Annotated in this window: 21 protein-coding genes and 2 tRNA genes; 6 read left to right on the top strand and 17 right to left on the bottom strand. The window is 71.7% G+C overall.

The genetic code is table 11. From position 1 onward, the window contains the following. Positions 1-198: 198 nt before the first annotated feature. The 6 genes from OG917_RS12375 to ehuB all read right to left on the bottom strand — a co-directional run bounded on the left by OG917_RS12375 (position 199) and on the right by ehuB (position 4,276). Positions 199-272: transfer RNA gene (locus tag OG917_RS12375), tRNA-Lys, on the bottom strand. Between the two features lie 73 nt (positions 273-345). Beyond that, positions 346-1,104, bottom strand: a complete 759-nt coding sequence (locus OG917_RS12370) for an IclR family transcriptional regulator (RefSeq protein ID WP_328317632.1) — start codon at positions 1,102-1,104, stop codon at positions 346-348. A gap of 164 nt (positions 1,105-1,268) precedes the next feature. Further along, positions 1,269-2,066: an ectoine/hydroxyectoine ABC transporter ATP-binding protein EhuA gene (gene ehuA / locus OG917_RS12365; protein ID WP_443059073.1), complete on the bottom strand. Its 798-nt coding sequence runs from the start codon at positions 2,064-2,066 to the stop codon at positions 1,269-1,271. A 37-nt stretch (positions 2,067-2,103) separates the two neighbouring features. Further along, entirely contained in the window at positions 2,104-2,757 is a 654-nt protein-coding gene (gene ehuD, locus OG917_RS12360; protein ID WP_328317631.1) for an ectoine/hydroxyectoine ABC transporter permease subunit EhuD, read from the bottom strand. Next, on the bottom strand, positions 2,754-3,425 hold the full coding sequence (gene ehuC, locus OG917_RS12355; RefSeq protein ID WP_328317630.1) for an ectoine/hydroxyectoine ABC transporter permease subunit EhuC: 672 nt from the start codon (positions 3,423-3,425) through the stop codon (positions 2,754-2,756). Before ehuC ends, ehuD begins: the two co-directional genes overlap by 4 nt. Beyond that, positions 3,422-4,276 carry an ectoine/hydroxyectoine ABC transporter substrate-binding protein EhuB gene (gene ehuB, locus OG917_RS12350; RefSeq protein ID WP_328317629.1) on the bottom strand — a complete coding sequence of 285 codons (855 nt, stop codon included), beginning with the start codon at positions 4,274-4,276 and terminating at the stop codon, positions 3,422-3,424. Before ehuB ends, ehuC begins: the two co-directional genes overlap by 4 nt. Before the next feature lie 173 nt (positions 4,277-4,449). On the opposite strand from ehuB, the gene OG917_RS12345 reads away from it, so the two are divergent. Further along, a complete protein-coding gene (locus tag OG917_RS12345; RefSeq protein ID WP_328317628.1) occupies positions 4,450-4,950 on the top strand; it encodes a DUF3830 family protein in 501 nt (166 codons plus the stop codon). Between the two features lie 148 nt (positions 4,951-5,098). Here OG917_RS12345 and OG917_RS12340 read toward each other — a convergent pair whose 3' ends face one another. Both OG917_RS12340 and OG917_RS12335 read right to left on the bottom strand, forming a co-directional pair. After that, on the bottom strand, positions 5,099-6,496 hold the full coding sequence (locus tag OG917_RS12340) for an amidase (RefSeq protein WP_328317627.1): 1,398 nt from the start codon (positions 6,494-6,496) through the stop codon (positions 5,099-5,101). Next, positions 6,489-7,448 (bottom strand): D-2-hydroxyacid dehydrogenase, encoded by a 960-nt coding sequence (locus OG917_RS12335; protein ID WP_328317626.1) that lies wholly within the window; start codon positions 7,446-7,448, stop codon positions 6,489-6,491. The genes OG917_RS12340 and OG917_RS12335 overlap by 8 nt, the downstream gene beginning before the upstream one ends. 151 nt (positions 7,449-7,599) lie before the next feature. On the opposite strand from OG917_RS12335, the gene OG917_RS12330 reads away from it, so the two are divergent. From OG917_RS12330 to OG917_RS12320, 3 genes are all read left to right on the top strand, one after another. Then, complete coding sequence (locus OG917_RS12330) at positions 7,600-8,424, top strand: maleate cis-trans isomerase family protein (RefSeq protein WP_328317625.1); 825 nt, start codon at positions 7,600-7,602, stop codon at positions 8,422-8,424. Next, positions 8,421-9,140: a maleate cis-trans isomerase family protein gene (locus OG917_RS12325; protein ID WP_328317624.1), complete on the top strand. Its 720-nt coding sequence runs from the start codon at positions 8,421-8,423 to the stop codon at positions 9,138-9,140. The genes OG917_RS12330 and OG917_RS12325 overlap by 4 nt, the downstream gene beginning before the upstream one ends. 88 nt (positions 9,141-9,228) lie before the next feature. Continuing rightward, positions 9,229-10,287, top strand: a complete 1,059-nt coding sequence (locus OG917_RS12320) for an LLM class flavin-dependent oxidoreductase (protein WP_328317623.1) — start codon at positions 9,229-9,231, stop codon at positions 10,285-10,287. A 65-nt stretch (positions 10,288-10,352) separates the two neighbouring features. On the opposite strand, the gene OG917_RS12315 is transcribed toward OG917_RS12320, so the two are convergent. Continuing rightward, complete coding sequence (locus tag OG917_RS12315; RefSeq protein ID WP_328317621.1) at positions 10,353-12,161, bottom strand: putative bifunctional diguanylate cyclase/phosphodiesterase; 1,809 nt, start codon at positions 12,159-12,161, stop codon at positions 10,353-10,355. Between the two features lie 350 nt (positions 12,162-12,511). Here OG917_RS12315 and OG917_RS12310 point away from each other — a divergent pair, with 350 nt between their 5' ends. After that, complete coding sequence (locus OG917_RS12310) at positions 12,512-13,762, top strand: M6 family metalloprotease domain-containing protein (protein ID WP_328317620.1); 1,251 nt, start codon at positions 12,512-12,514, stop codon at positions 13,760-13,762. Positions 13,763-13,836: 74 nt separating this feature from the next. On the opposite strand, the gene OG917_RS12305 is transcribed toward OG917_RS12310, so the two are convergent. The 7 genes from OG917_RS12305 to OG917_RS12275 all read right to left on the bottom strand — a co-directional run bounded on the left by OG917_RS12305 (position 13,837) and on the right by OG917_RS12275 (position 20,521). After that, positions 13,837-13,910 (bottom strand) — tRNA-Lys (locus OG917_RS12305). Continuing rightward, positions 13,901-14,623, bottom strand: a complete 723-nt coding sequence (locus OG917_RS12300) for a hypothetical protein (protein ID WP_328317619.1) — start codon at positions 14,621-14,623, stop codon at positions 13,901-13,903. Before OG917_RS12300 ends, OG917_RS12305 begins: the two co-directional genes overlap by 10 nt. Before the next feature lie 167 nt (positions 14,624-14,790). Further along, positions 14,791-15,129 (bottom strand): hypothetical protein, encoded by a 339-nt coding sequence (locus OG917_RS12295; protein WP_328317618.1) that lies wholly within the window; start codon positions 15,127-15,129, stop codon positions 14,791-14,793. A 378-nt stretch (positions 15,130-15,507) separates the two neighbouring features. Continuing rightward, positions 15,508-16,839: an AAA domain-containing protein gene (locus tag OG917_RS12290; RefSeq protein ID WP_328317617.1), complete on the bottom strand. Its 1,332-nt coding sequence runs from the start codon at positions 16,837-16,839 to the stop codon at positions 15,508-15,510. After that, entirely contained in the window at positions 16,836-18,494 is a 1,659-nt protein-coding gene (locus tag OG917_RS12285; protein ID WP_328317616.1) for a hypothetical protein, read from the bottom strand. Before OG917_RS12285 ends, OG917_RS12290 begins: the two co-directional genes overlap by 4 nt. A 55-nt stretch (positions 18,495-18,549) precedes the next feature. Further along, entirely contained in the window at positions 18,550-19,713 is a 1,164-nt protein-coding gene (locus OG917_RS12280; RefSeq protein WP_328317615.1) for a hypothetical protein, read from the bottom strand. After that, complete coding sequence (locus tag OG917_RS12275; protein WP_443058950.1) at positions 19,610-20,521, bottom strand: phosphatase PAP2 family protein; 912 nt, start codon at positions 20,519-20,521, stop codon at positions 19,610-19,612. The genes OG917_RS12280 and OG917_RS12275 overlap by 104 nt, the downstream gene beginning before the upstream one ends. Positions 20,522-20,717: 196 nt before the next feature. Here OG917_RS12275 and OG917_RS12270 point away from each other — a divergent pair, with 196 nt between their 5' ends. After that, a complete protein-coding gene (locus OG917_RS12270; protein ID WP_328317613.1) occupies positions 20,718-21,314 on the top strand; it encodes a histidine phosphatase family protein in 597 nt (198 codons plus the stop codon). A gap of 57 nt (positions 21,315-21,371) precedes the next feature. Here OG917_RS12270 and OG917_RS12265 read toward each other — a convergent pair whose 3' ends face one another. After that, positions 21,372-22,694: a tetratricopeptide repeat protein gene (locus tag OG917_RS12265; RefSeq protein WP_328317612.1), complete on the bottom strand. Its 1,323-nt coding sequence runs from the start codon at positions 22,692-22,694 to the stop codon at positions 21,372-21,374. Positions 22,695-22,802 lie beyond the last annotated feature (108 nt).

Below are 22,802 nucleotides of genomic sequence, written 5' to 3'. Positions count from 1 at the left end.
GAGCGTATTAAACGGCTGTCTATGACGATTGTGTAATACATTTGTACGTCGCGAACAGGGTGCGGAAACATGCATAAAAGGTGAGGAAAGGGCCGCAGGAGACGGTGCGGGGGCGGGGAGGGGCGTGCGGTGCGGCCGTCCGGGCGGGCCCCGCGCACGAAAAAGCCCCCCGCTTTCGCGAGGGGCTTCTTCCGTCGGTGCGCCGCCAGGGACTCGAACCCCGGACCCGCTGATTAAGAGTCAGCTGCTCTAACCAACTGAGCTAGCGGCGCCTGCTGACTCGGAAATACTAGCGGGTCCCGAGGGGTGCTCCAAACCGGCTCGGGATCGCCCGCGGGACCGGCCTCAGATGGCCAGTGAGAGCACCACGGGCGCGGCCTGCCGGTTCAGTGAATCCGCGGCCGCGCGCAGCCGGTGGGCGTGCTCGATCGGCAGGGACAGGGCCAGGCATCCGACGGTGGAGCCCGCGGTGAGCGGCACCGCGGCGCAGACCGTGCCCACCGCGTACTCCTGGATGTCGAGCACCGGGACCGTGGCCGGCTGGGAGTCCAGCTTGGAGAAGAGGACCCGCTCGTTGGTGATCGTCTTCGAGGTGAGGCGGGCGATCTTGTGGCGGGACAGGTGATCGCGGCGGGCGTCCTGGTCGAGCTGGTTCAGCAGGCACTTCCCGGCCGCGCTGGCATGGACCGACGAGCGGAAGTCCACCCACTCCTGGACCGCGGGTGTCAGCGGGCCGTCGGCGACCTGGGTGATCTTCATTTCCCCGTCGATGTACCGGCTGATGTAGACAGCGGCACCGACCGAGTCCCGCAGCTGGTCGAGGGTGCTCTGGAGCTTGGCCTGGAGCGCGGCCTCGCGGGAGACGCCCGAACCGAGCAGGACGAGAGAGTCCCCGATGATGTAGGCGCCGTCGCTGACCTGCTCGACGTACCCCTCGCGGCGCAGCATCAGCAGCAGGGCGGAAAGGTGGAAGGTGGGCAGGCCCGTCTCGCGCGCGATGTCGGCGTCGGTCACGCCGCCGCCGTACTTGGAGACGGTCTCCAGTACGCGGAGCGCGTACTGCACCGAATGGAACGGCGCGGTCGGCTCGGGCTTCAGCGCCACGGTTCCCCCTACAGGTTGTGACCGTTTGCTCGCGTACCACGATAGCCGCCAAGGGCCTGTTGTGGGGGGCCTGTTGATGAGTTGATGGCGCGCCCCGTGCCGTCAAGCTGGGGCGCGCCACCGTGGCATATGCCAGAGTCAAGGTTCCGACTGGGAGCCTGAGGTCAGAGCACTGCGCTGAGGAACTCGCGGGTACGCGCGTGCTCCGGATCGCTGAAGATTTTCTCCGGGGAGCCGGACTCGATCACCTTCCCGGAGTCGAACATCAGCACGTCGTCGGAGATGTCCCGGGCGAAGTTCATCTCGTGGGTGACGCACAGCATGGTGATGTCGGTCGTCCGGGCGATGTCGCGCAGCACATCCAGCACCCCCGCCACCAGTTCCGGGTCGAGCGCCGATGTGACCTCGTCGAGCAGCAGCACCTGAGGACGCATCGCCAGGGCGCGGGCGATGGCGACGCGCTGCTGCTGGCCGCCGGAGAGCTGGTTCGGTCTGGCGTCCGCCCGGTCGCCGAGGCCGACCAGGTCGAGCAGGCCCTTGGCCCGCTCGGCCGCTTCGTCCTTGGACATCCCGAGGACCCGGACCGGGGCCTCGGTGATGTTGCGCAGCACCGACATGTTGGGGAAGAGGTTGAACTGCTGGAACACCATGCCGATGTTCTTGCGCACCTCACGGAGCTGCTTCTCGCCCTTCGACGGGAAGAGCTGTTCACCGTTGACGGTGATCACCCCTTCGTCCGGCTTGAGCAGGGTCATCAGCAGTCTGAGGATCGTGGTCTTCCCGGAACCGGAGGGTCCGATCAGGGTGACGTGCTTGCCGGGCCTGACCGAGAAGCAGAGGTTGTCGAGGACGGTGTTCTCGCCGAACCGCTTCGTGACGTTGTCGAAGCGGATCAACTCGTCCGTGGTGACCGGCTTCGCCGGGCTCCGGACGGCCTCGACCGCTGCGGCGGCCGGGGTTATGGGGGTCTCGGGGGTCTCGGGGTGCGTGGGGTTCGCGTCAGCGGACAAGGCGGCGCTCCAGGGCTCGTACAAGAAGAGATGCCGGATAGGCGATGACGATGAAGGCGACGCCGACGACGGTGAGCGCCTCGTTGTACCGGAAGGTCATACCGCCCTCCAGGCGGGCCTGGCCCAGCAGGTCCAGCACGCTGATCGCGACGACCAGCGGGGTGTCCTTCAGCATCGCGATGACGTAGTTGCCGAGGGCGGGAAGCACCCGTCGGATCGCCTGCGGCAGGATCACCGCGGTCCAGGTGCGGCTGCGGGGCAGGGAGAGTGCGGTGGCCGCCTCCCACTGCCCGGCCGGCACCGCGTCGATGCCTGCCCGGTAGACCTGGGCGGTGTAGGTCGAGTAGTGCACGCCGATGGCGACCGTGCCCGTGGTCAGCGCGGAGAACTGGATGCCCCACTCGGGCAGGACGAAGAAGAGGAAGAACAGCTGTACCAGCAGCGGGGTGTTGCGGATGAACTCGGTGACGAGGTTCACCGGCCACCGGACGAAGCGTGTCCGCACCCGGTAGCCGAGCGCCCAGACCAGGCCCAGCGTGAAGGAGAGCACCGAGCCGAGCACCAGGATCTGGAGGGTGGTGAGCAGCCCGTCCCAGAATCGAGGCATGAAGTCCGCGACGGCGGACCAGTCCCAGCTGTTCATCGGGTACCTCCGGTGGCCGTGAGGCCGAGATTGGCCCGGGTCTTGCGCTCAAGTGCCCGCATCCCGCGGGTGAGTACGAACGCGATGACGAAGTAGATCACCAGGACCACCGAGTAGATCTTGGAGCTCTCCTGCGTGGCGAGCCGCACCAGGTAGGCGGCGAACGACACGTCCCCGACGCCGAGCAGCGAGACCAGCGCGGTGCCCTTGAGCAGCTCGATCAGCAGGTTCGAGAAGGGCGGCATCATCTCGGGCACCGCCTGCGGCAGAAGGATCAGCCGCATCCGCTGCCACGGGGTGAAGTTGAGCGCGATACCCGCCTCGCGCTGCGCGGGCGCGACCGCGTTGAGCGCGCCGCGGACGATCTCGGCGCCGTACGCCCCGTACGAGAGGCCGAGGGCGAGTACGGCGGCCCACATCGGGACCAGCGCCCAGCCGAACAGGTTCGGCAGCACGAAGAAGATCCAGAACATCAGCACGAGGGACGAGGTGCCGCGGAAGATCTCCGTGTAGAACCCGGCAAGGAACCGCACCACGCGGGAGCGGTGCGCCCTGGCCATACCGACACCGAAGGCCACGACGACGGCCAGCGCGGCACTGTAGAGGGTGAGTTGGATGGTGATCCAGATGCCCGGAAGCACCCAGTGCTGCCACAGTCCGGACGTCATGCGCACAGCTCCTTGGCCGTCAGCGTGGTCATCTCGTCCTTGGTGAACCCGAACGGCTGGAGCACCCGGAAGAGTTCGCCGCTCTTCTTCATCTTGTGGATCTCGACGTTGAAGGCGTCCCGGAGCGAGGTGTCGGTGGGGCGGAAGGTGAACCCGCCGCCGTCGATCTTCTTCTTGCCGTCGATGGTGGTCGCGAAGGCCTGGGTGGCCTCGGCCTTGTGGCTCTTCTTCACGACCTCGCGCACGGTCAGCGAGGTGCCGGCGAAGACATCGACCCGGCCGGACTCGACGGCGTTCAGACCCGCCACCTGGTCCTGGAGAATGACGATGTCCTTCTCCTTGTAGCCGGCTGCGACGGCGTAGGCGATCTCGGCGTACGCGGTCCCGGTGGCGAACCTCGCCCTGGCCCGCACACAGTCCTGGTAGTTGTGCAGGTTCTTCGGGTTGCCCTTGCGGACGATGAAGGCATCCAGCATCTGGTACTCGGGATCGGCGAAGATGACCTGCTGACAGCGGTCCTTGTTGATGTACATCCCGGCCGACACACAGTCGAACTGCTGGGAGTTGAGCCCCGGGATCAGCGAGGCGAAGTCGGTGGCCACCGGCTGTACATGGCCGACGCCGAGCCGTTTGAAGATGATTTTCGCGAGCTCCACGGCCTCGCCGGTGAAGTCGCCCTGCTCGTTGATGTACCCGTACGGCACCTCACCCGCGATGCCGAGTCTGACCGTGCCCTGGGACTTGAGTCTGGCGAGGGTGTCCCCGCTCGGTACGCGGCTGCATCCCGCCGCTCCGAGCGCCCCCGCGGCGCCCAGACCCGCCATGCCGAGGAGAAGTGAACGGCGGCGCATGCTCTCGATGGGGCGTATGAGACGTCTTGTTGTGCTTTCTGAGTCGTTCCCTGGTGGTGAAGCCATGGGCGCGCGGCTACCCGGCAACAGCGGGGGTATGCCGGTCAATTTCAGCCCCTCGCTCGGAGAGGCGGCCTTGACCGCGTGGGGGCCCCGGGGGAAACCATGGGGGGATGAGCGATCGATTCGTGGAACTGTCCCTCGACAAGCGCGGTGTGAGCTGCACGGCGAAGCTCCTCGACGACAAGGCGCCGGTGACCTGCGCGGCGGTGTGGGACGCGCTCCCGCTGGGCGGCGACGTCTACCACGCGAAGTACGCGCGGAACGAGATCTACACGCTGGTCCCCGGCTTCGCACCGCAGGAACCACCCCTGGAGAACCCGACGGTCACCCCCATTCCGGGAGATCTCTGCTATTTCACCTTCTCCGAAACGGTGTTGGGGACCGATGCGTACGGATACGAGACGGCGGCCGATCACCGCGGGCGGAAGACGGTGGTCGACCTCGCGCTGTTCTACGAGCGCAACAACCTGCTGATCAACGGGGATACGGGATGGGTGCCGGGCATCGTCTGGGGCACCGTGGTGGACGGGCTCGACCGGATGGCGGAGGCGTGCCAGGACCTCTGGCGGTCGGGCGCGACGGGGGAGACCCTGAACTTCCGGCGGGCGTAGGCCCCGTGCCGCGGCCCGCCCCCGGCGCCCGGAGGCGGGCCGCCGGACGGGGCCCGCGCAAGCTGCCGGACAGGCCCGCGGTGCCGGCCGACATTGGCCGGAACCAGCCTGCCCGGCGCTTGACGGCGCCGCGCGGTAGTGCAGTGGGTTACGGGGCGGCCACCTCCGCGGCCACACCCGCCCCGTACAGCGCGTGAGCCGCCCGCAGCACCACCGCGTCGGCATGGCGCGGGCCCACCAGCTGCACCCCGACCGGCAGCCCGGCCGCGTCCGTTCCGCAGGGCACCGTGGCCGCGGGCTGCTGGGTCAGGTTGAACGGATAGGTGAACGGCGTCCAGCCGGTCCAGCGCCGGTGTCCCGAGCCCCGGGGCGCCTCGATGCCCGCCTCGAAGGCGGTGACCGGCAGGGTCGGGGTGACCAGCAGGTCGTACCGCTGGTGGAAGAGGCCCATACGCCGGCCCAGCTCCATCCGTACGTCCACGGCCGCCAGATAGTCGAGGGCCGAATACCGCTCGCCCTCCGCGACGATCTCGCGCAGCCCCGGATCCAGCAGTGCGCGCTGCTCGCGGCTCAGGTGCTCCGCCACCCGGGCCGCCCCGCTGAACCACAGCGTGTGGAAGGCGGCCACCGGGTCGGTGAGATCAGGGTCCGTCTCCTCGACGTACGCGCCCAGCCCGGCGAGACGCTCCACCGCCCGCCGGACCGCAGCGGCCACCGCGGGGGCCACCGCGACCTGGCCGCCGAAGCTGGGCGAGTACGCGATCCGCAGCCCTTTCACCCCGTCGTCGAGGCCGGTGCGCAGGCTGCCGCCGGGCGGGGCCAGCTGCGACCAGTCGCGGGGGTCGGGGCCGCTGATCACATCCATCATCAGTGCGGCGTCCGCCGCGTCCCGGGTCATCGGCCCCACGTGCGCGAGTGTCCCGAAGGCGCTCGCCGGATAGAGCGGGACCCGCCCGTACGTCGGCTTGAGCCCGAAGATCCCGCAGAACGACGCCGGGATGCGGACCGAGCCGCCGCCGTCCGTCCCCAGCCCCAGCGGCCCGGCCCCGAGCGCCACCGCCGCCGCTGTGCCGCCGCTTGAGCCGCCCGACGTGCGGGTGGTGTCGTGCGGGTTGCGGGTCACACCGTGCTGCGGGGAGTCGGTCACGCCCTTCCACCCGAACTCGGGTGTCGTCGTCTTGGCGACGAAGACCGCGCCGTGCTCCCGCAGCCGGGCCACCGAGGGGGCGTCCTCGTCCCGGCTCGCGTCCTGCCGTACGGTCCGGGAACCCCGCAGCGTGGGCTGCCCGCGCAGCAGCAGGATGTCCTTGACGGTGACGGGTACCCCGTCGAGGAGCCCCTGCGGCTCACCGGCACGCCAGCGTGCCGCCGATGCCTCCGCCTGGGCCAGCGCCGGGGCGGAGTCGATCCGGACGAAGGCGTTCACCACGGGCTGCACCGCCTCCGCCCTGTGCAGCACGGCGCGGGCGGCGTCGACGGGGGTGAAGCTGCCCCTCCGGTAGCCGGCCAGGAGTTCTCGGGCGGTGAGGTCGCAGAGCTCAGTCATGGCTGTGGACGTACCCACGTTGCTTGTCGACCACGTTCGGGAGGGGCTCCCCGTTGGCCCACTTGTCGTACAGATCGAGGAACTGCTCCCCGAGGGCGTCGCGCCAGCCGACCGTGTCCCCGCTCATGTGCGGGGAGATCACCAGGCCGGGGACGTCCCAGAGCCGGCTGCCCGGGGGCAGCGGCTCGTCCGTGAAGACGTCCAGAGCGGCGCCGGCCGGCTGCCGCCGCGCGAGGGCCGCGGCGAGGTCGTCCTCCACGACGAGCGCCCCGCGCCCCACGTTGATGAAGTGCGCGGACGGCCGCATGGCGGCGAAGGCGCGGGCGTCGAACATGCCCCGGGTGGTGTCGGTGAGGGGCGCCGCGCAGATCACCCAGTCGGCGCCGGACAGCAGCGGACCGAGTTCGTCCGCCCCGTGCACCTCGCCGCGCGCGGTCCTTCCGACGAGCGCGACCCGCACGCCGAGCGCGGTCAGCGTGGCGCCGATCGCCCGGCCGATGGGGCCCGAGCCGACGACCACCGCGTGCGTGCCGGCGATGCGCCGGGTCTCGCGGTGCTGCCAGCGCCGCTGGCGCTGGAGCTCCAGGGTGCCGGGCAGATCCTTGGCGAACGCGAGGACGAGCCCCGCGACATACTCCGCGATCGGCTGGTCGAAGATGCCGCGGGCGTTGGTCACCACGGTGTCCGAAGCGGCCAGCTCGGGGCAGAGGAGGTGGTCGACCCCGGCGCTCGCGGTATGGACCCAGCGGGGACGCGGACCTTCCCCCGGCCACGTTCTGCGGACCGCGTCGGACTGGAAGTCCCAGACCAGCAGGGCGTCCGCGGAAGGGAGTTGATCGCCGAGTGTGTGGGCGTCGGCGTGTACGACACGCGCCCGGCCTGCGAGTTTCCCGAGGCGGGGCGGCGGGTCGGCGTCCAGTACGAGAAGGGTGGGTTCAGCGGCTTCTGACATGCGCGCGTTCCTTCGACTGGGGTCGGTCGGGTTTCGTCGGAGTAAGCGATTTGCAACGTCTGACATGTACTGATTGACCGGGCTCGCACGGTGACCCTACCGTCGACAGCAGAGACACAGAGGCCTCACCCACATCACTTGGGGGGCAGTAATGGACATCTCCTTTCTCGGTGGACCACAGCCGCAACGCGGTGTGGGTGTCGTCGCCCCTTTTGACTTCGCTCTCGACAGAGAGCTGTGGCGCTGGGTGCCGGACGACGTCTCTCTCCACCTGACGCGTACCCCCTTCGTACCGGTCGAAGTCTCCCTGGATCTCGCCCGGCTGATCAGTGAGCACGAGACGCTCCGGGAGGCGGTCCGTGCCCTGGGCGCCGTCGCACCGCAGGTGGTGGCGTACGCCTGCACCAGCGGCAGCTTCGTCGGCGGAGTCGCAGGTGAACGGGCCATGTGCACGGCGATGACCATGGCGGGCGGGCTGCCGTCTCTCACCACTTCCGGTGCGCTGCTTGCGGCCTTCCGCGAGCTCGGCGTCCGGCGGATCGCGCTGGTCACGCCCTACACTGAATCTGTGACGTCCTCCTTGGAGGAATACCTCGGTGAAGCGGGGACAGTCGTCACCGGGCGGGCCTTTCTCGGCCTCACCAGGCACATCTGGAAGGTCCCGTACCGCGATGTGGTGGACATGGCTCGACAGGCGGTGGTCGGTTCGGCGGACGCGCTCTTCATCAGCTGTACCAACCTTCCGACGTACGACGTGATCCCGCAGCTCGAAGCGGAGCTGCGGATGCCGGTGCTTTCGGCGAACCAGGTCACGATGTGGGCGGCGCTGCGGCAGATCGGCGCCCACGCCGTCGGTCCGTACCAGCGGCTGCTGATCGATTCGGCGCCCGCACCGGCCCCGGCGCCCCTGCCCGAGCCAGAGCCCGCCAGCGCACTGGCAGAAGATCCGCCCGAAGAGCAGGGAGGCTGGACATGACAGCGGTCGGGTTCCTTTACCCGGGACATTCGGCGGAGGACGACTACGAGCGCATCGAGCAGCTCCTGGCGTCCGACGTGCGACTGTCCGTCGTCCACACCGATATCGGCGAGGACGCGCACCGGGTGGACGCGCTCATCGAGATGGGCTCGGCGAACCGGCTCGCGGCAGGCGTCGAGGAGCTGCGGCTCGCCGGGGCCGAGACCGTGGTGTGGGCGTGCACGAGCGGCAGCTTCGTCTACGGCTGGGACGGGGCCCAGGAGCAGATCAGGGAGCTGGCCCGCGCGTCCGGGATGCCCGCGTCCAGCACCTCCTTCGCCTTCGCCCACGCGATCCAGTACCTCGGGGCGCAGAAGGTCGCCGTCGCCGCGACGTATCCGGAGGACGTGGCTGAGTACTTCGCCGCCTTCCTCAAGGCGGCGGGTGTCGAGGTGACGGCGACGCGCGGCAGCGGCGTCATCACCGCGGCCGAGGTCGGCACCTGGGACCGGGACCAGGTCATCGAACTCGCGCTGGCGGGCGACCACCCGTCGGCCGAGGTGCTGCTGCTACCGGACACGGCCCTGCACACGGCCGCGTACGTGCAGGAGCTGGAGCAGGTCCTGGGCAAGCCGGTGCTCACGGCGAACCAGGTCTCCGTGTGGGAGGGGCTGCGGCTGGCGGACCGGAGGGTTCCCGGCGACCGGCTCGGGAAGCTCTTCGCGCGGCGCGGCTGATCCGGGCAGGGGGCGGCACGGGAATAACCGGAGACCGTCCCCTGTTGGCGAAGCCGTACCTGGCCGACAACCAGAAAGGCCGAGCCCGGTGGACCCGATTCAAGGCAAGGCGGCCGGAACCGCCCCCGTACCCCTGTCCGTACTGGACCTGGTGACCGTGGGGGAGGGCCGCACCGCCACCCAGGCCATCCGTACCGGAGTGGAGATCGCGAAGCTCGCCGAGCGCCGCGGTTTCCACCGGTACTGGGTGGCCGAGCACCACTCCATGCCCGGGGTCGCCTCCTCGTCGCCCGCGGTGCTGCTGGCGCACCTCGCCGCCCACACCGACCGCATCCGGCTCGGCTCCGGCGGAGTGATGCTGCCCAACCACGCGCCGCTGGTGATCGCCGAGCAGTTCGGCACGCTGGAGGCGATGGCCCCGGGCCGCGTCGACCTGGGCCTCGGCCGGGCCCCCGGCACCGACGGCGCCACCGCCGCCGCGCTGCGCCGCTCCGACCGGCTCCACGAGGGCGCCGACGAATTCCCGCAACAGCTGGCGGAGTTGATCCGGTTCCTGGACGACAGCTTCCCCGATGGGCACCGGTACGCACGGATCCACGCCGTGCCCGGCCCGGTCCAGGGCCCGGCGGGCCGCCCCCCTGTGTGGCTCCTCGGCTCGTCCGGCTTCAGCGCCCGGCTGGCGGGCACGCTGGGACTGCCGTTCGCCTTCGCGCACCACTTCTCGGCGCAGAACACCATCCCGGCCCTCGACCTCTACCGCGAGTCGTTCCGGCCTTCGGCGGTGCTCGACGCCCCGTACGCCCTGATCGGCGTCGCCGCCCTCGCGGCCGACGACGAGAAGGAGGCCCACCGGCAGATCCTCTCCGGCGCGCTCTCGATGGTCCGGCTGCGTACCGGGCGGCCGGGTCTTGTGCCGACGCCCGAAGAGGCGGCGGCACACGAATTCACCGCCGTGGAGCGGGACTTCGTGGACGGCTGGCTCAGCAACATCATCGCGGGGACCGCCGACGAGGTCCGCTCCGGGCTCGACGACCTCCAGAAGCGCACGGGCGCCGACGAGTTGATGATCACAGCCAACGCCCACGGCGGCGAGGCGCGGCTGCGTTCGTACGAACTGATCGCCGACGCGTACGGGCTGCCCGGGTAGTACGGCCGCCACCACGGGGTGCACCGTCACTGCGGTGCGCCCCGCCGGGGCGGGCGCTCCCGGCGTCAGCGCCGCAGTGCGACGGTGCCCGCCAGCAGGGCGCCGATCTCCTCGGGGGCCACCGCCGGTGAGTACAGATAGCCCTGTCCGGTGTCGCAGCCGATCCTGCGCAGCCGGGCCGCCTGCCCCGTCGTCTCCACGCACTCCGCGGTGACCGTGAGACCCAGCCGGTGCGCGAGCTGTACCAGCGCCTCGACGATCATCTCGTCCGCCGGGTTCGGGTGCGCGCCCGCGTCGTAGCGGAATCCCCGCACGAACGACCCGTCCAGCTTCAGCACGGACACCGGCAGCCGGCTCAGATACGCGAGGTTCGAGTAGCCGGTCCCGAAGTCGTCGATCGCGATCTGCACCCCCATGTCGCTGAGGTCCTGGAGCGCCTGGAGAGGACGGCCTGCCGATCCCATCACCGCCGACTCGGTGAGCTCCAGCTGGAGCAGCTCGGGAGCCAGGCCGGTCTCCGTGAGGATCCCGGCGACATCGGCGACCAGATCCGAGTCCCACACCTGCCGTACGGCGATGTTGACGCTCACGAACAGCGGCGGACGGGAGGGGTGTTCGAGCTGCCACGCCCGGGCCTGGCGGCAGGCGGTGCGCAGCACCCAGGCGCCGAGCTGGACGATGGAGCCGTCCTCCTCGGCCAGCCCGATGAACTTGTTCGGCGCCAGCCGCCCGAACTGCGGGTGGTCCCAGCGGACCAGCGCCTCCACCCCTTTGATCTCCCCGTCCGCCAGATCCATCAACGGCTGGTACTCCAGCACGAATTCGCCGTCGTCCACGGCGGGACGCAGGGTCGACGAGAGCGCCTGCCGGGTCATCCGGTGGGCGTTGCGCTCCGGGTCGAAGAGCGTCCAGCGGGCCTTGCCGTCCGCCTTCGCCCAGTACAGCGTGGTGTCGGCGTCCTGCATCAGGCCGGTGGCGCCGGTGCCGTCGATGAGCCGCTCCACCACCCCGATCGACGCGGAGACCGAGAGCCGCTGGCCTCCGAGGTCGAACGGCTCCTGGAGCGCGGTCAGTACGGAGGCCGCCAGCGCGGCGAGCTGCTCCGTGCCGGTGGAGTCCTCGACCAGCAGGGCGAACTCGTCGCCGCCGAGCCTGGCCACCAGATGGCCGCTGCGGCCGTCGCCGGTCTGCTCGGCGCAGCGGGTCAGCCGGGCGGCGACCACCCCGAGCAGCCGGTCGCCGAAGTGGTGGCCCAGGGTGTCGTTGACCGCCTTGAAACCGTCCAGGTCCAGATAGCAGAGCCCGATCCGGCCGGTTCCCCGCTGGTCGCGCGCCGACGGGTCGAGCGCCGCCGAGAGCCGTTCGAAGAAGAGGGTGCGGTTGGGCAGCCGGGTCACCGGGTCGTGCATCTGGAGGTGGCGCAGTCTCGCCCTGAGCTCCCGCCGGTCGCTGACGTCGGCGACCGAGAGCAGTACCTGGGAGCTGTCGGGGAAGGGGGCGACGCTGACCTCCGCCCAGAGGGAGTGACCGTCGGAGTGCTTGATGCGCCGGGTGCAGCGGAAGCTGGCGCGGCGGCCCCGGAGCACGTCGTGATACGCGTACCAGGTGTGCGTGTCCGCTGCGAGATCCATCAGACAGGACGCGGTCTGCCGGGTCAGTGCGGCGGGCTCGGCGCCGAGCAGCCCGCCGAGTGCCGCGTTGGCGGAGACGACGAGCCCCTCGCGGTCGACGACGGCCATACCGAGCCGTGCGGTGTTGAAGGCGGCGCGGTAGTCGTGCAGCTCGGCTGCGGTTCGGCCGACGGTCTGACGCTCTGTGACCGGTGGCCGGACGGATCCCGGCACCGGACCCGGTCCTTCGGGGGTTCCGTTCACGGCTGGCTCCTGCGGTGCAGTCGTCTCGAACAGGTGGGTCCTGGGTTCGTCGGCCCGGCGGCGGAGGAACGCCGGAAGCGCGTGTCCACATGGGAAAGTGTGCCGATCATAGAGGTTGAAGCAAGGACCGTTCCAGCCTTGATGGCGCGCGGTGGTCCCTCCCGCGCCCAAGGGTGATCGTTTCTGCACGGCTGTGGTCCGGGGTCTTTCTGACGTGATCAGTTGTGACTTTCCGTAAAGGTCCGGGGTGTCGGCCGAGTCACTCGCCTGGGGCAGCTGGACAGGACATAACCATATAAACCGGCCCAGGGTGGGTGGGGTGTCCCCCCGCCCCGAACCCGGAGGTCTACGTGCAGCGTCGGCAGGCACCCGGGGGAGTGGACCGGCGCCGTCTGCGGCAGGCCGCCGCCATCTTCGTCTCGTTCATGGCGCTCACCGCGACATCCCTGGTCGCCGGGCCCGCGGTCGCCACCGTGGGCGGCGCGGGCGCGTGCGCGCTGCCGCGTACCGACGCCCACCACTCGCTCGGCCTCGACAGCTGGAACTCCGCCTACCCCCGGCCGGTCGGGACGCTCGACGCGGTCATGATCTTCCTGTCCTTCCCCGGGGCCGTCCCTGACGACACCCCGCAGGAGCTGACGGCCGACTACTTCCCCTCGACGACCACGTTCTTCCGGCGGGCCTCGTACGGGAAGTTCACGCTGCGGCCGCATCCGATGAAGCGGTGGACCACCATGCCGAAACCGGCCTCCGCCTACGCGATACGGCGCGACTGGAGCCCGGATGAGCGCGACGCGTATCTGCGGGACGCGGTGGACGCGGCCGATCCGGCGGTGGACTTCAGCAAGTACGACCTCGTCTATCTGATCGCCGACCCGGATGCGCCGGGCGTCGACTCGGACGCCACGAAGGTGGTCAACCTGGATACCCCGCTGCACGCCGACGGTACGGAGATCCGGCGCTTCGTCACGGGCTTCGAGCGGCACCCGCCCGACCGCAACGTGCTGGCCCACGAGACCGGCCACGCCTTCGACCTGCCGGATCTCTACCACCGCCCGTCGGACGACAAGGGCGACTGGGACACCTATGTGGGCGACTGGGACGTCATGGGCAGCCAGTTCGGGCTCGCCCCCGACTTCTTCGGCTGGCACAAGTGGAAGCTGGGGTGGCTGGACCGTCGGCAGGTCGGCTGTCTGCGGGGGACCAACGCGCAGATGTTCACGCTGGAGCCGCTGGAGGAGGTCCCGGCCCCCGGCGCCGACACCGCGGGGACCCGGCTCCTCATCCTGCGGACCGGGCTGGAGAGCGCCCTCGCCATCGAGGCGCGCACGGCGGCGGGCAACGACGCGACGACCTGCTCGGAGGGGATCCTCATCTACCGGGTGAAGGCGGATCTGGCCTCCGGCGACGGTGCGGTCCGGGTGGTCGACGCCCACCCGCACAGCTCCGCCTGCTGGGGGACATCGGTCTATCCGCCGCTGGCCGACGCGCCGCTCGGGGTCGGGGAGACGTTCACCGTGCCCGGCAACGGGACGAAGGTGGAGGTGGCGGACCGTACGCCGTCTGGGGCCTGGACCGTCAAGGTCACGCCGGTGGTCTGAGAGGCCGGCGCCCTGCCGTTCGAGGCCGCAGAACGAAGAAGCCCCCCGCTTCCGCGAGGGGCTTCTTCCGTCGGTGCGCCGCCAGGGACTCGAACCCCGGACCCGCTGATTAAGAGTCAGCTGCTCTAACCAACTGAGCTAGCGGCGCCTGCTGACGTCGTAGACCTTAGCACCCGGATCGGCGCGGAGAAAAATCGATAAGCCGCCCGCCTTCGGCACCGGAGCCGCCGCTGCCCGCGCCGCGCGGACGCAGGCCCAGAGCATCACCTCGGGCCCCGGGAGCCAGGGATGGCGAGTGTCGGGGGCCACCAGCCAGCGCGGCCCCGTGCGGGGAACCGAGGAGGTCAGCGCGGGTACGGTCACGGCGTCGCCGGTGCCGTGGCAGAGCAGCGGCGGTACCGCGTCGCCCCACTCCTCCCAGTGCAGCAGGGACGGCAGCCGCTGGGCCGTGCCGGGGGCGGCGAAGAGCAGGACCCGGCCGCGGTGACCGGCGACCGGGCCCGATCCGGGGCCCTCCGACCACAGGGTGTCCAGCATCCGCCGGCCGAAGATCGCGGGCACGTTGACCACGTCGAAGACCGACCCGCAGTCCAGCACGTTCGGGGTGGTGGGCCTGGACTCCCAGAGCGAGAGCGCACTGCGCGGGTACGGGGCGGCGGAGGCGAGCCATCCCGCGCCGGCCGGGGTGACCGCCGTGGCGTGCTGCCCGTCGTCCTGTGCGTCGAGAATCCGGCTGAGCCCCGCGGAGGAACGGCTGCCGGAGCCCTGGATCCCCTGGGCCCGGCTGTCTGAGGCCCGGCGCCCCGTGACCTTGCCGGAGAGGACTGTCGCGCTGTCGTCGTTTCGCTGCCATGCGCTCATGCCGACCAGGTCTACCCGGAGTGAGAGAACCACTCCGCTGGGTTGGCAGAAACCGGGACAGGCGGCCCGGGAAGGCGTATCTTGCCCGTCGGTCTTGCCTGGAGGCCCTGTCCTACGGCATATGCCCGGGTGGCTCGCGGGCCGGCCGGGCCGCCCCGGCCGGCGCGTCAGGACGGCTGACCTCGCAGCAGATCCCGGCCGAACTCGACCATCTTCTTCGCGTAGTCCTCGGTCCAGTGCGCCCGCGCGGCGATGTCCGCCGCCGTCAGCCGGTCGAAGCGGCGCGGGTCGGCGAGCTGTGCGGCGGCGACCGCCTGGAACTCGACAGCCCGGTCCGTCGCCGCCCGGAAGGCCAGGGTCAGCTCGGTGGCGCGGGTGAGCAGCGCCGCCGGGTCGTCGATCGACTCCAGGTCGAAGAAGTGCTCGGGGTCGGCGGTGGCCTCGGAAGGCTCGAAGAGCAGCGGCGCGGGCCGCGGCTTCCGTTCGCGCTGTTCGGGCTCCGCCATGTGTGCCTCCTGCTGTGCCGTTCCGCGTCTCGCCGGCGGGCCCGGCGGGCCCGGACTCCGGATGGTGCGTGGTGCCCCGGTCCCCGCGGTGGGTTTCCGGCCACCGTCCATTGTCCCGCCCCGCGCAAGGAGGCGTCGGGGACAGCGCCCCGCACCGTGTCACACCGCAGGGACGGCACGGGGTGTCCTGCCGGACGGGGTTTGTTCGGGGTCGGGCCGGGCGGTAGGGGACGCGGTGTTCCGCGAGGTGGGCCAGGACCGCGTGGTTCGCCTCCCAGCCGTCCGGGCTGTGCCTGTCTGCCGTCTGCGACGGCGTGCCGGACTCCGCCCGGCCCCTGCGCGGCACGGGGTGTCCTGCCGGGCGGGGTTTGTGCGGGGTCAGGCCGGGCGGTAGGGGACGCGGTGTTCCGCGAGGTGGGCCAGGACCGCGTGGTTCGCCTCCCAGCCGTCCGGGAACTTCACCGTCACCCCCAGTTGGACCGGTTCCGTCGACGGGTGCTCGTCCAGGAGGTCGGCCACGCCCTCCCGGCACACGACGATGCAGGCGTGCCGGTGCCGCGACGCCAGTACGCAGAGGCGGCCCGTCTCCAGATGGAACGCCGTCGCGTCCGGGCGGCCCGACAGGGGGTGCAGCACCACCGTGACGTCGAACTCGCGTCCCTGGAGGCGGTTGGCCGTGTCGACCGCGACGCCCGTCGCCCCGAGCTCCGCGAGCGCGGACCGGACCGCCGCCGCCTGGTCGCGGTGCGCGGTGCCCACCGCGATCCGGTCGGCCGTCAGCGGTACCGGATCCGCCGACTGCTCGCTCACCGCCGCACCCCCGCGGTCGAGCAGCCGCCGCACCACCAGGGCCACCGCGCGCACCGCCTCCGGATCCGTACGCGGTGTGTGTCTCGCGGGCAGTTCGAGCAGGCCCCAGCCCGCTTGCGCCGCCTCGTCCAGCACCCGGTCGGGCCCCGAACCGTCCGACGCCACCCCGAAGGTCAGCCGCCGGTCGCCGTGGTCCGTACCGCTGCGGAACGGCGTGTACGGGTAGAACGCGTCCGAGACCAGCGGCGCCGCCGAAGCGGGCAGCCGCCAGGAGACCGGCAACCGGTGCTGCGGCAGCTCCGGATTGTGCGCGAGCAGAGTGGAGACCGCACTGGACGACGGGTCGTAGGCCAGACCCGCCCACTGCTCGGCGCCGACCACGCTGAACGGGTCGAGCTGGCCCGGATCGCCCACGAACAGCGCCCGTTCGAACAGCCCGGCCACGGCGAGCAGCGCGTCCGAGCGCATCTGGTACGCCTCGTCCACGATCGCGTGCCGCCAGGGCTCGACGCCCTTCACATGGGCCCACTTCGCGGCTGTCGAGATCACCACGTCGAGCCCGGCGAGGTCCGCGGCCTTGGCGGATGTGCGGACGTTCGGCAGGTCGTCCAGCACCTTGTCGTACGGGTCGGGATCGCTGCTGTGCAGCCGCCCGACCGGCAGGCCGGGGTCCTTGCCGGCGAGCCTGACGACCAGATCGTCCACCTGGGCGTTGGTCTGCGCGACCACCATCAGCGGCCTTCCGGCGGCGGCCAGTTCACGCGCCGCGCGCACCACGAGCGTCGACTTGCCGGCTCCCGGCGGGGAGTCGACCACGACACCGCGGGCGGTGCCGTGCAGGGTGTCGTCGAGGATGGCCTGCGTGGCGCGGGCCGCCTCCGCACCGGGATCGAAGGTCACAGCAGGTCCTCGGGGGTGACGGGGTCGGGGCTCGTAGCGGAGCCGGAAGCCGCGGGCAGCGCGGATCCACCGGACACGGTGGACGACAGGTCCGACGGGCCGGTGGCGGCCGGCGGGCCGCCGTGCGTCCACGGGGTGTCCTCCTGGGCGGGCAGCTCGGGGCCGCCGCGCGAAGTGTGCTCGAACAGCGTCCAGCACAGCCGGTCGCCCTTCTCCGGCACGGTCCCCGGGGCCGGGTCCTTCGAGCGGCCCATGCCGTTGGTCAGCCGCAGCACCAGCGAGCCGTCCTCCTCGTACCGCACGAACTCGGCCGTCTGTGCCCTGGGCGGATCGCCCGGGAGCGCGCGGTGGACCTTGGCCCGCTCCCCGAGGTGCGGTGCGTCGTCCGTGCGGAGCGTCACCAGCGGACGCGGGCTGGGACGCTTCGACTCGCTCCACGCCATCACCACGTCCGTCACCTCCCCGGCGAACGCCTCCCCGGCCAGCCGCCGCCCGGCCATCACCAGGGGGTCGTCCAGCGCCTCCTGTGCCTCCAGCTGTGTCTGCGCGGCCTCACGCGTCGCGAGCTTCTGCGCCGCCGTCACCGCGTCGTCGTGGCGCGGCTGCGGCGGCTCACCGGCCCGCACCCGGTCCCGGTGGCCGGTGAACGACCAGCGGTCCCGGGTCCACCGGTCACCGGCCCTGGCCCCTTCGGGCAGGCCGTTCAGCAGCCCGATGCCGTGCCACACCGCGTCCCAGGTGGGGCGCAGCTGCCCGGCCAGCAGCCGGCGGATCTCCCGTTCGGCCGCCGTCAGCTCACCGAGCCGGTCGTCGGCCGCGGGGCCGTCCTCGGCGGCGGCCAGCGCCGTACGCGCGGCGTCGTACCGCTCGACGGCCGGGGCCAGCAGCCTGTTGTCGAAGGCCGGATCGGTGGCGGGCCCGGCGGGCGGGCAGAGCAACTGCCCCTCCCCGTCGCGTCCCAGCTCGGCACGGAGCGCGGCCTCCGCCCCGGACTCCCCGCCGGCCGGGTCGATCCAGGCGAGCAGCGCGCCCAGGTGCTGGTCCTCCAGGCTGCTCTGGCCGGTGGCCCAGTGGCGGTTGAGCAGGTCGGTGACGGCGAGCAGCAGCGAGGAGCCCGGGACCCGGGCGCGCTCCCCGTAGTGCGTCAGCCAGCGGCCGAGCAGTGGGACGCGGGGCGGTGCGGGATAGGGCGTCTGCGGATCCTCTTCGGCCGTACGCCGGAAGCGCATCGACCGGCCGAGGAGCCGGACGAAGTCGATGCCCGCCCGGCCCGGCACGATCAGCTGCGGGGCGTCCGCGCACAGCTCGGTCTCGACCTTGACCTTCTTCCTGGTCTCCGGGTCGGTCTCGGAGCGCTCGGCCGCCTCCACGTCGTCGGCGTACCCGTCGATGTACGGCAGGACGGCCTCGGCCAGCTCGGCGAGGAACGCGAACCGCAGGTCCCGGTCGCGCGGCTGGGCGACGACCAGCAGTCTCGGCGCGGCGGGGTCCGTACCGACGAGCGCCCCGAGCGGGGCTCCGGCCTCGCCCGACGTGGTGAGCGGGACGAAGACCAGCGGACGGGCGGAGAGGTGGCGGTGGCGGACCGTGGCGGCGGGCTCCGCCCGTCCGGAGCGCACTGCTTCCAGCCGGGCGAGCGTACTGATCAGAGACATGGCGGCGCTCCTTCCTGCTGCGGGATTCCGGCGGCGCGCCGGACGCGGGCGGCCGTCAGCACGCGGCGCTCCCCAGGGCCTCCGCGCGCAACGCCGCGGCCCTGCGCAGCGCGGCCACCGTCGGATCCGACGGGTCGCCCTCCTCGCCGTGCGCCGCGGCCAGCACCGCGTCGACCGTCGTGAGTCCGCCCAGCTCCCCCCGGACCCCGCGGCCCAGCGCCTCCACCGCGCCCGCGCCACGGGCCCGGGTGCGGCAGTGGAAGGCCAGCTCGCACGCGGCCAGACACTCCGGTGCGTAGGCCGCGCCGACCGATTCGACCGCGGCCGTGAGCTCGGCGGGCGGCAGTCCCGGGTCGAAGGTGGTGCCCTCGGGCAGGGCGGCGGCGATGTCCTCGATACGGGTCAGCCGGGCCAGCTGACGGCGGGTGACCGCGAGCTGTTTCCTTACGTCGACGGCCGAGGCCGTCGGGAGATTGGAGAAGTCCTTCGGGCAGACCAGCAGGGCCCGGTCGTGCACCGACGCACCGGGGGTGTGCGCCGCGATCCGCTCCAGCGCCAGGACGTAGACCGCGGACTGGCGGGCGGCCGCGCCCACCTTCGCCGCGTCCGCCGACGCGTCGATCATCGGGAAGGACTTGATCTCGATCACCGTCCAGCGCCCGGCCGGGTCCACCACCACCGCGTCCGGCTCCAGGTAGGCCGGGGAGCCCGCCACCTCCAGCACCAGCATCGGATGGTCGAACAGGGTCCACCCGCCGGCCTCCGTGGCCTCGCGCAGGGCGAGCGCGGTGCGGGCCGCGCGGCCCTGCGGGCCCGCAGCCGCGAGATCGGGGACCGCGACATCGGCCGGCTCGGCCGTGCCCGTGCACTCCGCGAGCAGCCGCATGAGGTCGGCGCCGCCGTCGGCCTTGACCCTGGCCTCGAAGGCGTTGCCCCGCATGAAGGCGAACTGGGACTGGCCGAAGTCCGATGGGGAGCCGAGAGCCTGGGCGAGGACCGTCTTGTTCACCCCGGCGCCGTCGAGCAGCGCGCGCCGCTCGCAGCCCGGGTTGGCGGCGAGGGCCGCCAGCGCGCGGGCGTCCAGCGGCTGGGGCGCGACCGAAGGACCGCGCAGCTCAGCGAGCCGCTGTCGGAGTGCCGTCGTCTGCGGTGTCGCCTGCTGACGCGGGAGAGGTCGAGGAGGAGGCGGAGGAGGTCCGCTGCCCGGGGAATCGCTCACCCGGGGAAGTCTTGCATCCGGCACCGACAATCGGGGACGGCCCGTCAGTCGCAGCGGAGGAGAACCTGGTGCGTACCCGGTCGGCCAGCCGTACCGCGGGCCGGGACAGCAGCAGCCCCACACCCATCACCGCGACCCCCGCGATCGCGTCGAGCAGATAGTGGTTGGCCGTCCCCAGGACCACGAAGGTGATGGTCAACGGGTAGAGCACCCCGAGTATTCGGGCCAGCGGCGTACGGCCGTGGCGCCAGAGCATGATCCCGCACCACAGCGCCCACCCCACGTGCAGGCTGGGCATCGCGGCGAACTGGTTCGTCATCCCGCCCATCCCGCGCGGCGCGCTCGCGTCGTCGCCCCACCAGCCGTACGAGCTGTACTGCGCCATCGTGTCGACGAAACCCTCGGCCGGGGCGAGCAGCCGCGGCGGACAGGTCGGCGTCAGCGTGAAGCCGATCAGGCCGAGCAGCGTGGAGATCATCAGCCAGGTGCGTGCTGCCCGGTACTGGGCGGGGCGGCGCCGGAAGAGCCAGATGAGGACGGCAGGGGTGACCACGTAGTGCAGTGAGGCGTAGGCGAAGTCGGCGGGTATCCCGATGGCAGGGGTGTGGGTGAACAGCCTGTTCAGCGGGTGTTCGACATTGATGTGCAGGAACTTCTCGGCGCGCAGGAGGGACAGCCCGTGGTCGACGGCGTCCTCGGTGTTGCCTCGGGCCAGCAGCCGGCCCGACGAGTACGCGGTGTAGACGACAGCGATCACAAGGAGCTCTGTCCACCAGCGGGGCCGGTCACGGTTCGCGGTGTACGGCATCCGAATGCTCTCCATCGTCTGTTCAAACGGGGCCTGTCACCCGGCGTACCACCATAGGGCGTATGGAATGACAAGTTCAGGCGGCCCCTCATTGCGGGGGCACGGTAGGGGGGACGTCAGGACCGTCCCCCGGGTTGCTCCCGGAAGCCGTACGCGATGATGGGAGGAGCATCACCGCACGCTAGGAGAGAGCGTCATGGCACCCCGCTTGCTGCTGGTCCGGCACGGACAGACCGCATGGTCGCTGTCCGGGAAGCACACCGGCAGGACCGACATCCCCCTGCTCGACGAGGGACGCGAGGGGGCGGAGCTGCTGGGCAAGCGGCTGCACCGGGCGCCGTGGGACGGGGTGCCGGACACCCGGGTCTTCACCAGCAGACTGCTGCGGGCGAGCGAGACCTGCGCCCTGGCCGGATTCGCCGGCCGCGCGGAGGAGTGGGACGCGCTCCTGGAGTGGGACTACGGGGCGTACGAAGGGCTCACCCCGGCTGAGATCCAGGCCCTCCGGCCCGGCTGGTTCATCTGGCGCGACGGGGCGCCCGACGGCGAGTCGGTGGCCGACGTCACCGCGCGCGCCGACCAGGCGATCGACCGGATCCGCGCGGGGGACCGCGATGTCCTGGTCTTCGCGCACGGTCACATCCTGCGGGCGCTCGCCGCGCGCTGGCTGGGCTACGACCTGACGTTCGGCGCCCGGATACGGCTCGCTCCCGCCTCGCTCTCGGTACTGGGCTGGGCGTACGGCGCGCCGGCGGTCGAGCGGTGGAACGACACCGGTCACCTGGAGGCGTGACGGCCCCGCCCGTCACGCGTGGGTGCTCCGGAGCACGATCCGGGGCCGGCCCGGCCGTCAGACCAGGCGCGGTGTCGACGCGTGCCGCTCCAGGAAGTCCGGCACGCCGGCCGCCCGGCGCTCGGGCAGCAGCCTGCGGGCCGTCCCGGCCAGCATCGCCTGGATACGGGACGACTGGACCTGGTCCAGGAGATCGAGCACCTGGTGCCCGGCGGCCGCGGCCCGGTCCGGTGCACCGGCCCTGACCAGGTCGTCGGCGAGCTGCGCGCGGTAGAGCGCCAGATTGCGGGCGAAGTGCGGATCCTGGAGCTCGGCGGCCCGCTGGGCGTGCTGGGCGGCGCGTGGCCAGTCGCTCAGCGCCGACCAGCACTGCGCCTCCAGCATCTCCAGTTCGGCCTCGACGAAGAAGCTCATCCACTCCGGATCGGCTTCCGACGCACCCTGCGCGAAGAGGGACTTGGCCCGTACCAGCGTGGTCGAACAGGCTGCCCGGTCGCCCAGCCCCGCCCAGCCGCCCGCCTCCCGCAGGGTCAGCAGTGAGAGCAGCCGTGGCGACGCCAGATGCCTCGCCGCGCGCTCCCCGGCCTGCGCGGCCCGCACCGCCTCACGCGGGCGCCCCGCGTCCCGCGCCAGGAACGCCGTGTTGCAGAAGGCGTGGGCCTCAAGCGCGGGATCGCCGGAGACCCGCGAGGTGGCCAGGGCCTCCGCGTAGTGGGAGCGCGCGTCGTCGAAGCGGCCCGAGTCGTGCGCCAGCCACCCCACGGAGATGGCCAGTTCACCGGCGCTCGCGTGCAGCCGGTCGGCCGCGGCCCGGCGGGCGGTGCCCGCGTCGAGCAGGGCGTACGCCGCTTCCAGCGGCTGGGCCGCACGCTGGTAGAGACCGGCGGCGCCGTGCCGGTCGTCGAGCAGTCGGATCTGGCGGACGGCCGCTTCGACGGCGCTGACCTCGGCCTCACCGACATGGCGCTGGGACGGTACGGAAGCCGGGCCGAGGCCCAGCGAGACGGCGGCCATCGCGGCGGAACCGCCGGCCATGAATGCGCGACGCAGCACGTCGCTCTCCTCGTTGTTCTGGCTGGTGTGGGGCTGGGCAGGGGGCCCAGCGGCGCCGGGGCCCCGGCCGCGTACCGTCTCCCGGTCGGCGAACCCCAGGTCCTTCAGGGTCGAACCGGGGAACATGTACAGGAAGACCCGCTCGTACGCGTAGTTGGGACAGCGGATCTCGCCGGCCTCGACGCGCCCGATGTACCGGGCGTCGCAGGCGACCTGTTCGCCGATCTCCCGGGCGGCCCGGCGGATGGCCGCCGCGAACTCACCGGGCGAGCGCTGTCCGCGCAACTGCCGGAAAGCCGGGTTGCGTACCCCCCGTGACGTCGCCATGGCCGAGCCCTCTCTGGCGGATGGTGCTGCCGGCCCGGACCGCTCCGGCGCGCAAAACGTACCGTCTGTGACGGGACGCACACGCCCTGTATAGCTACAAAACGGATA

This window comes from Streptomyces sp. NBC_00388 (assembly GCF_036061255.1).
Classification (GTDB): domain Bacteria; phylum Actinomycetota; class Actinomycetes; order Streptomycetales; family Streptomycetaceae; genus Streptomyces.
Note: the sequence above shows the minus strand (reverse complement) of the source record. Positions and strands in the feature narration are given on the sequence as shown.

Bases quoted from the DNA above. Each gene is read 5' to 3' on its own strand.
- OG917_RS12300 (WP_328317619.1), bottom strand. From the start codon at position 14,623: ATGAGCGCATGGCAGCGAAACGACGACAGCGCGACAGTCCTCTCCGGC.
- OG917_RS12275 (WP_443058950.1), bottom strand. From the start codon at position 20,521: ATGCCGTACACCGCGAACCGTGACCGGCCCCGCTGGTGGACAGAGCTC.
- ehuC (WP_328317630.1), bottom strand. From the start codon at position 3,425: ATGACGTCCGGACTGTGGCAGCACTGGGTGCTTCCGGGCATCTGGATC.
- OG917_RS12335 (WP_328317626.1), bottom strand. From the start codon at position 7,448: ATGTCAGAAGCCGCTGAACCCACCCTTCTCGTACTGGACGCCGACCCG.
- OG917_RS12270 (WP_328317613.1), top strand. From the start codon at position 20,718: ATGGCACCCCGCTTGCTGCTGGTCCGGCACGGACAGACCGCATGGTCG.
- OG917_RS12340 (WP_328317627.1), bottom strand. From the start codon at position 6,496: ATGACTGAGCTCTGCGACCTCACCGCCCGAGAACTCCTGGCCGGCTAC.
- OG917_RS12295 (WP_328317618.1), bottom strand. From the start codon at position 15,129: ATGGCGGAGCCCGAACAGCGCGAACGGAAGCCGCGGCCCGCGCCGCTG.
- OG917_RS12285 (WP_328317616.1), bottom strand. From the start codon at position 18,494: ATGTCTCTGATCAGTACGCTCGCCCGGCTGGAAGCAGTGCGCTCCGGA.
- ehuD (WP_328317631.1), bottom strand. From the start codon at position 2,757: ATGAACAGCTGGGACTGGTCCGCCGTCGCGGACTTCATGCCTCGATTC.
- OG917_RS12325 (WP_328317624.1), top strand. From the start codon at position 8,421: ATGACAGCGGTCGGGTTCCTTTACCCGGGACATTCGGCGGAGGACGAC.
- ehuB (WP_328317629.1), bottom strand. From the start codon at position 4,276: ATGCGCCGCCGTTCACTTCTCCTCGGCATGGCGGGTCTGGGCGCCGCG.
- OG917_RS12345 (WP_328317628.1), top strand. From the start codon at position 4,450: ATGAGCGATCGATTCGTGGAACTGTCCCTCGACAAGCGCGGTGTGAGC.
- OG917_RS12330 (WP_328317625.1), top strand. From the start codon at position 7,600: ATGGACATCTCCTTTCTCGGTGGACCACAGCCGCAACGCGGTGTGGGT.
- OG917_RS12265 (WP_328317612.1), bottom strand. From the start codon at position 22,694: ATGGCGACGTCACGGGGGGTACGCAACCCGGCTTTCCGGCAGTTGCGC.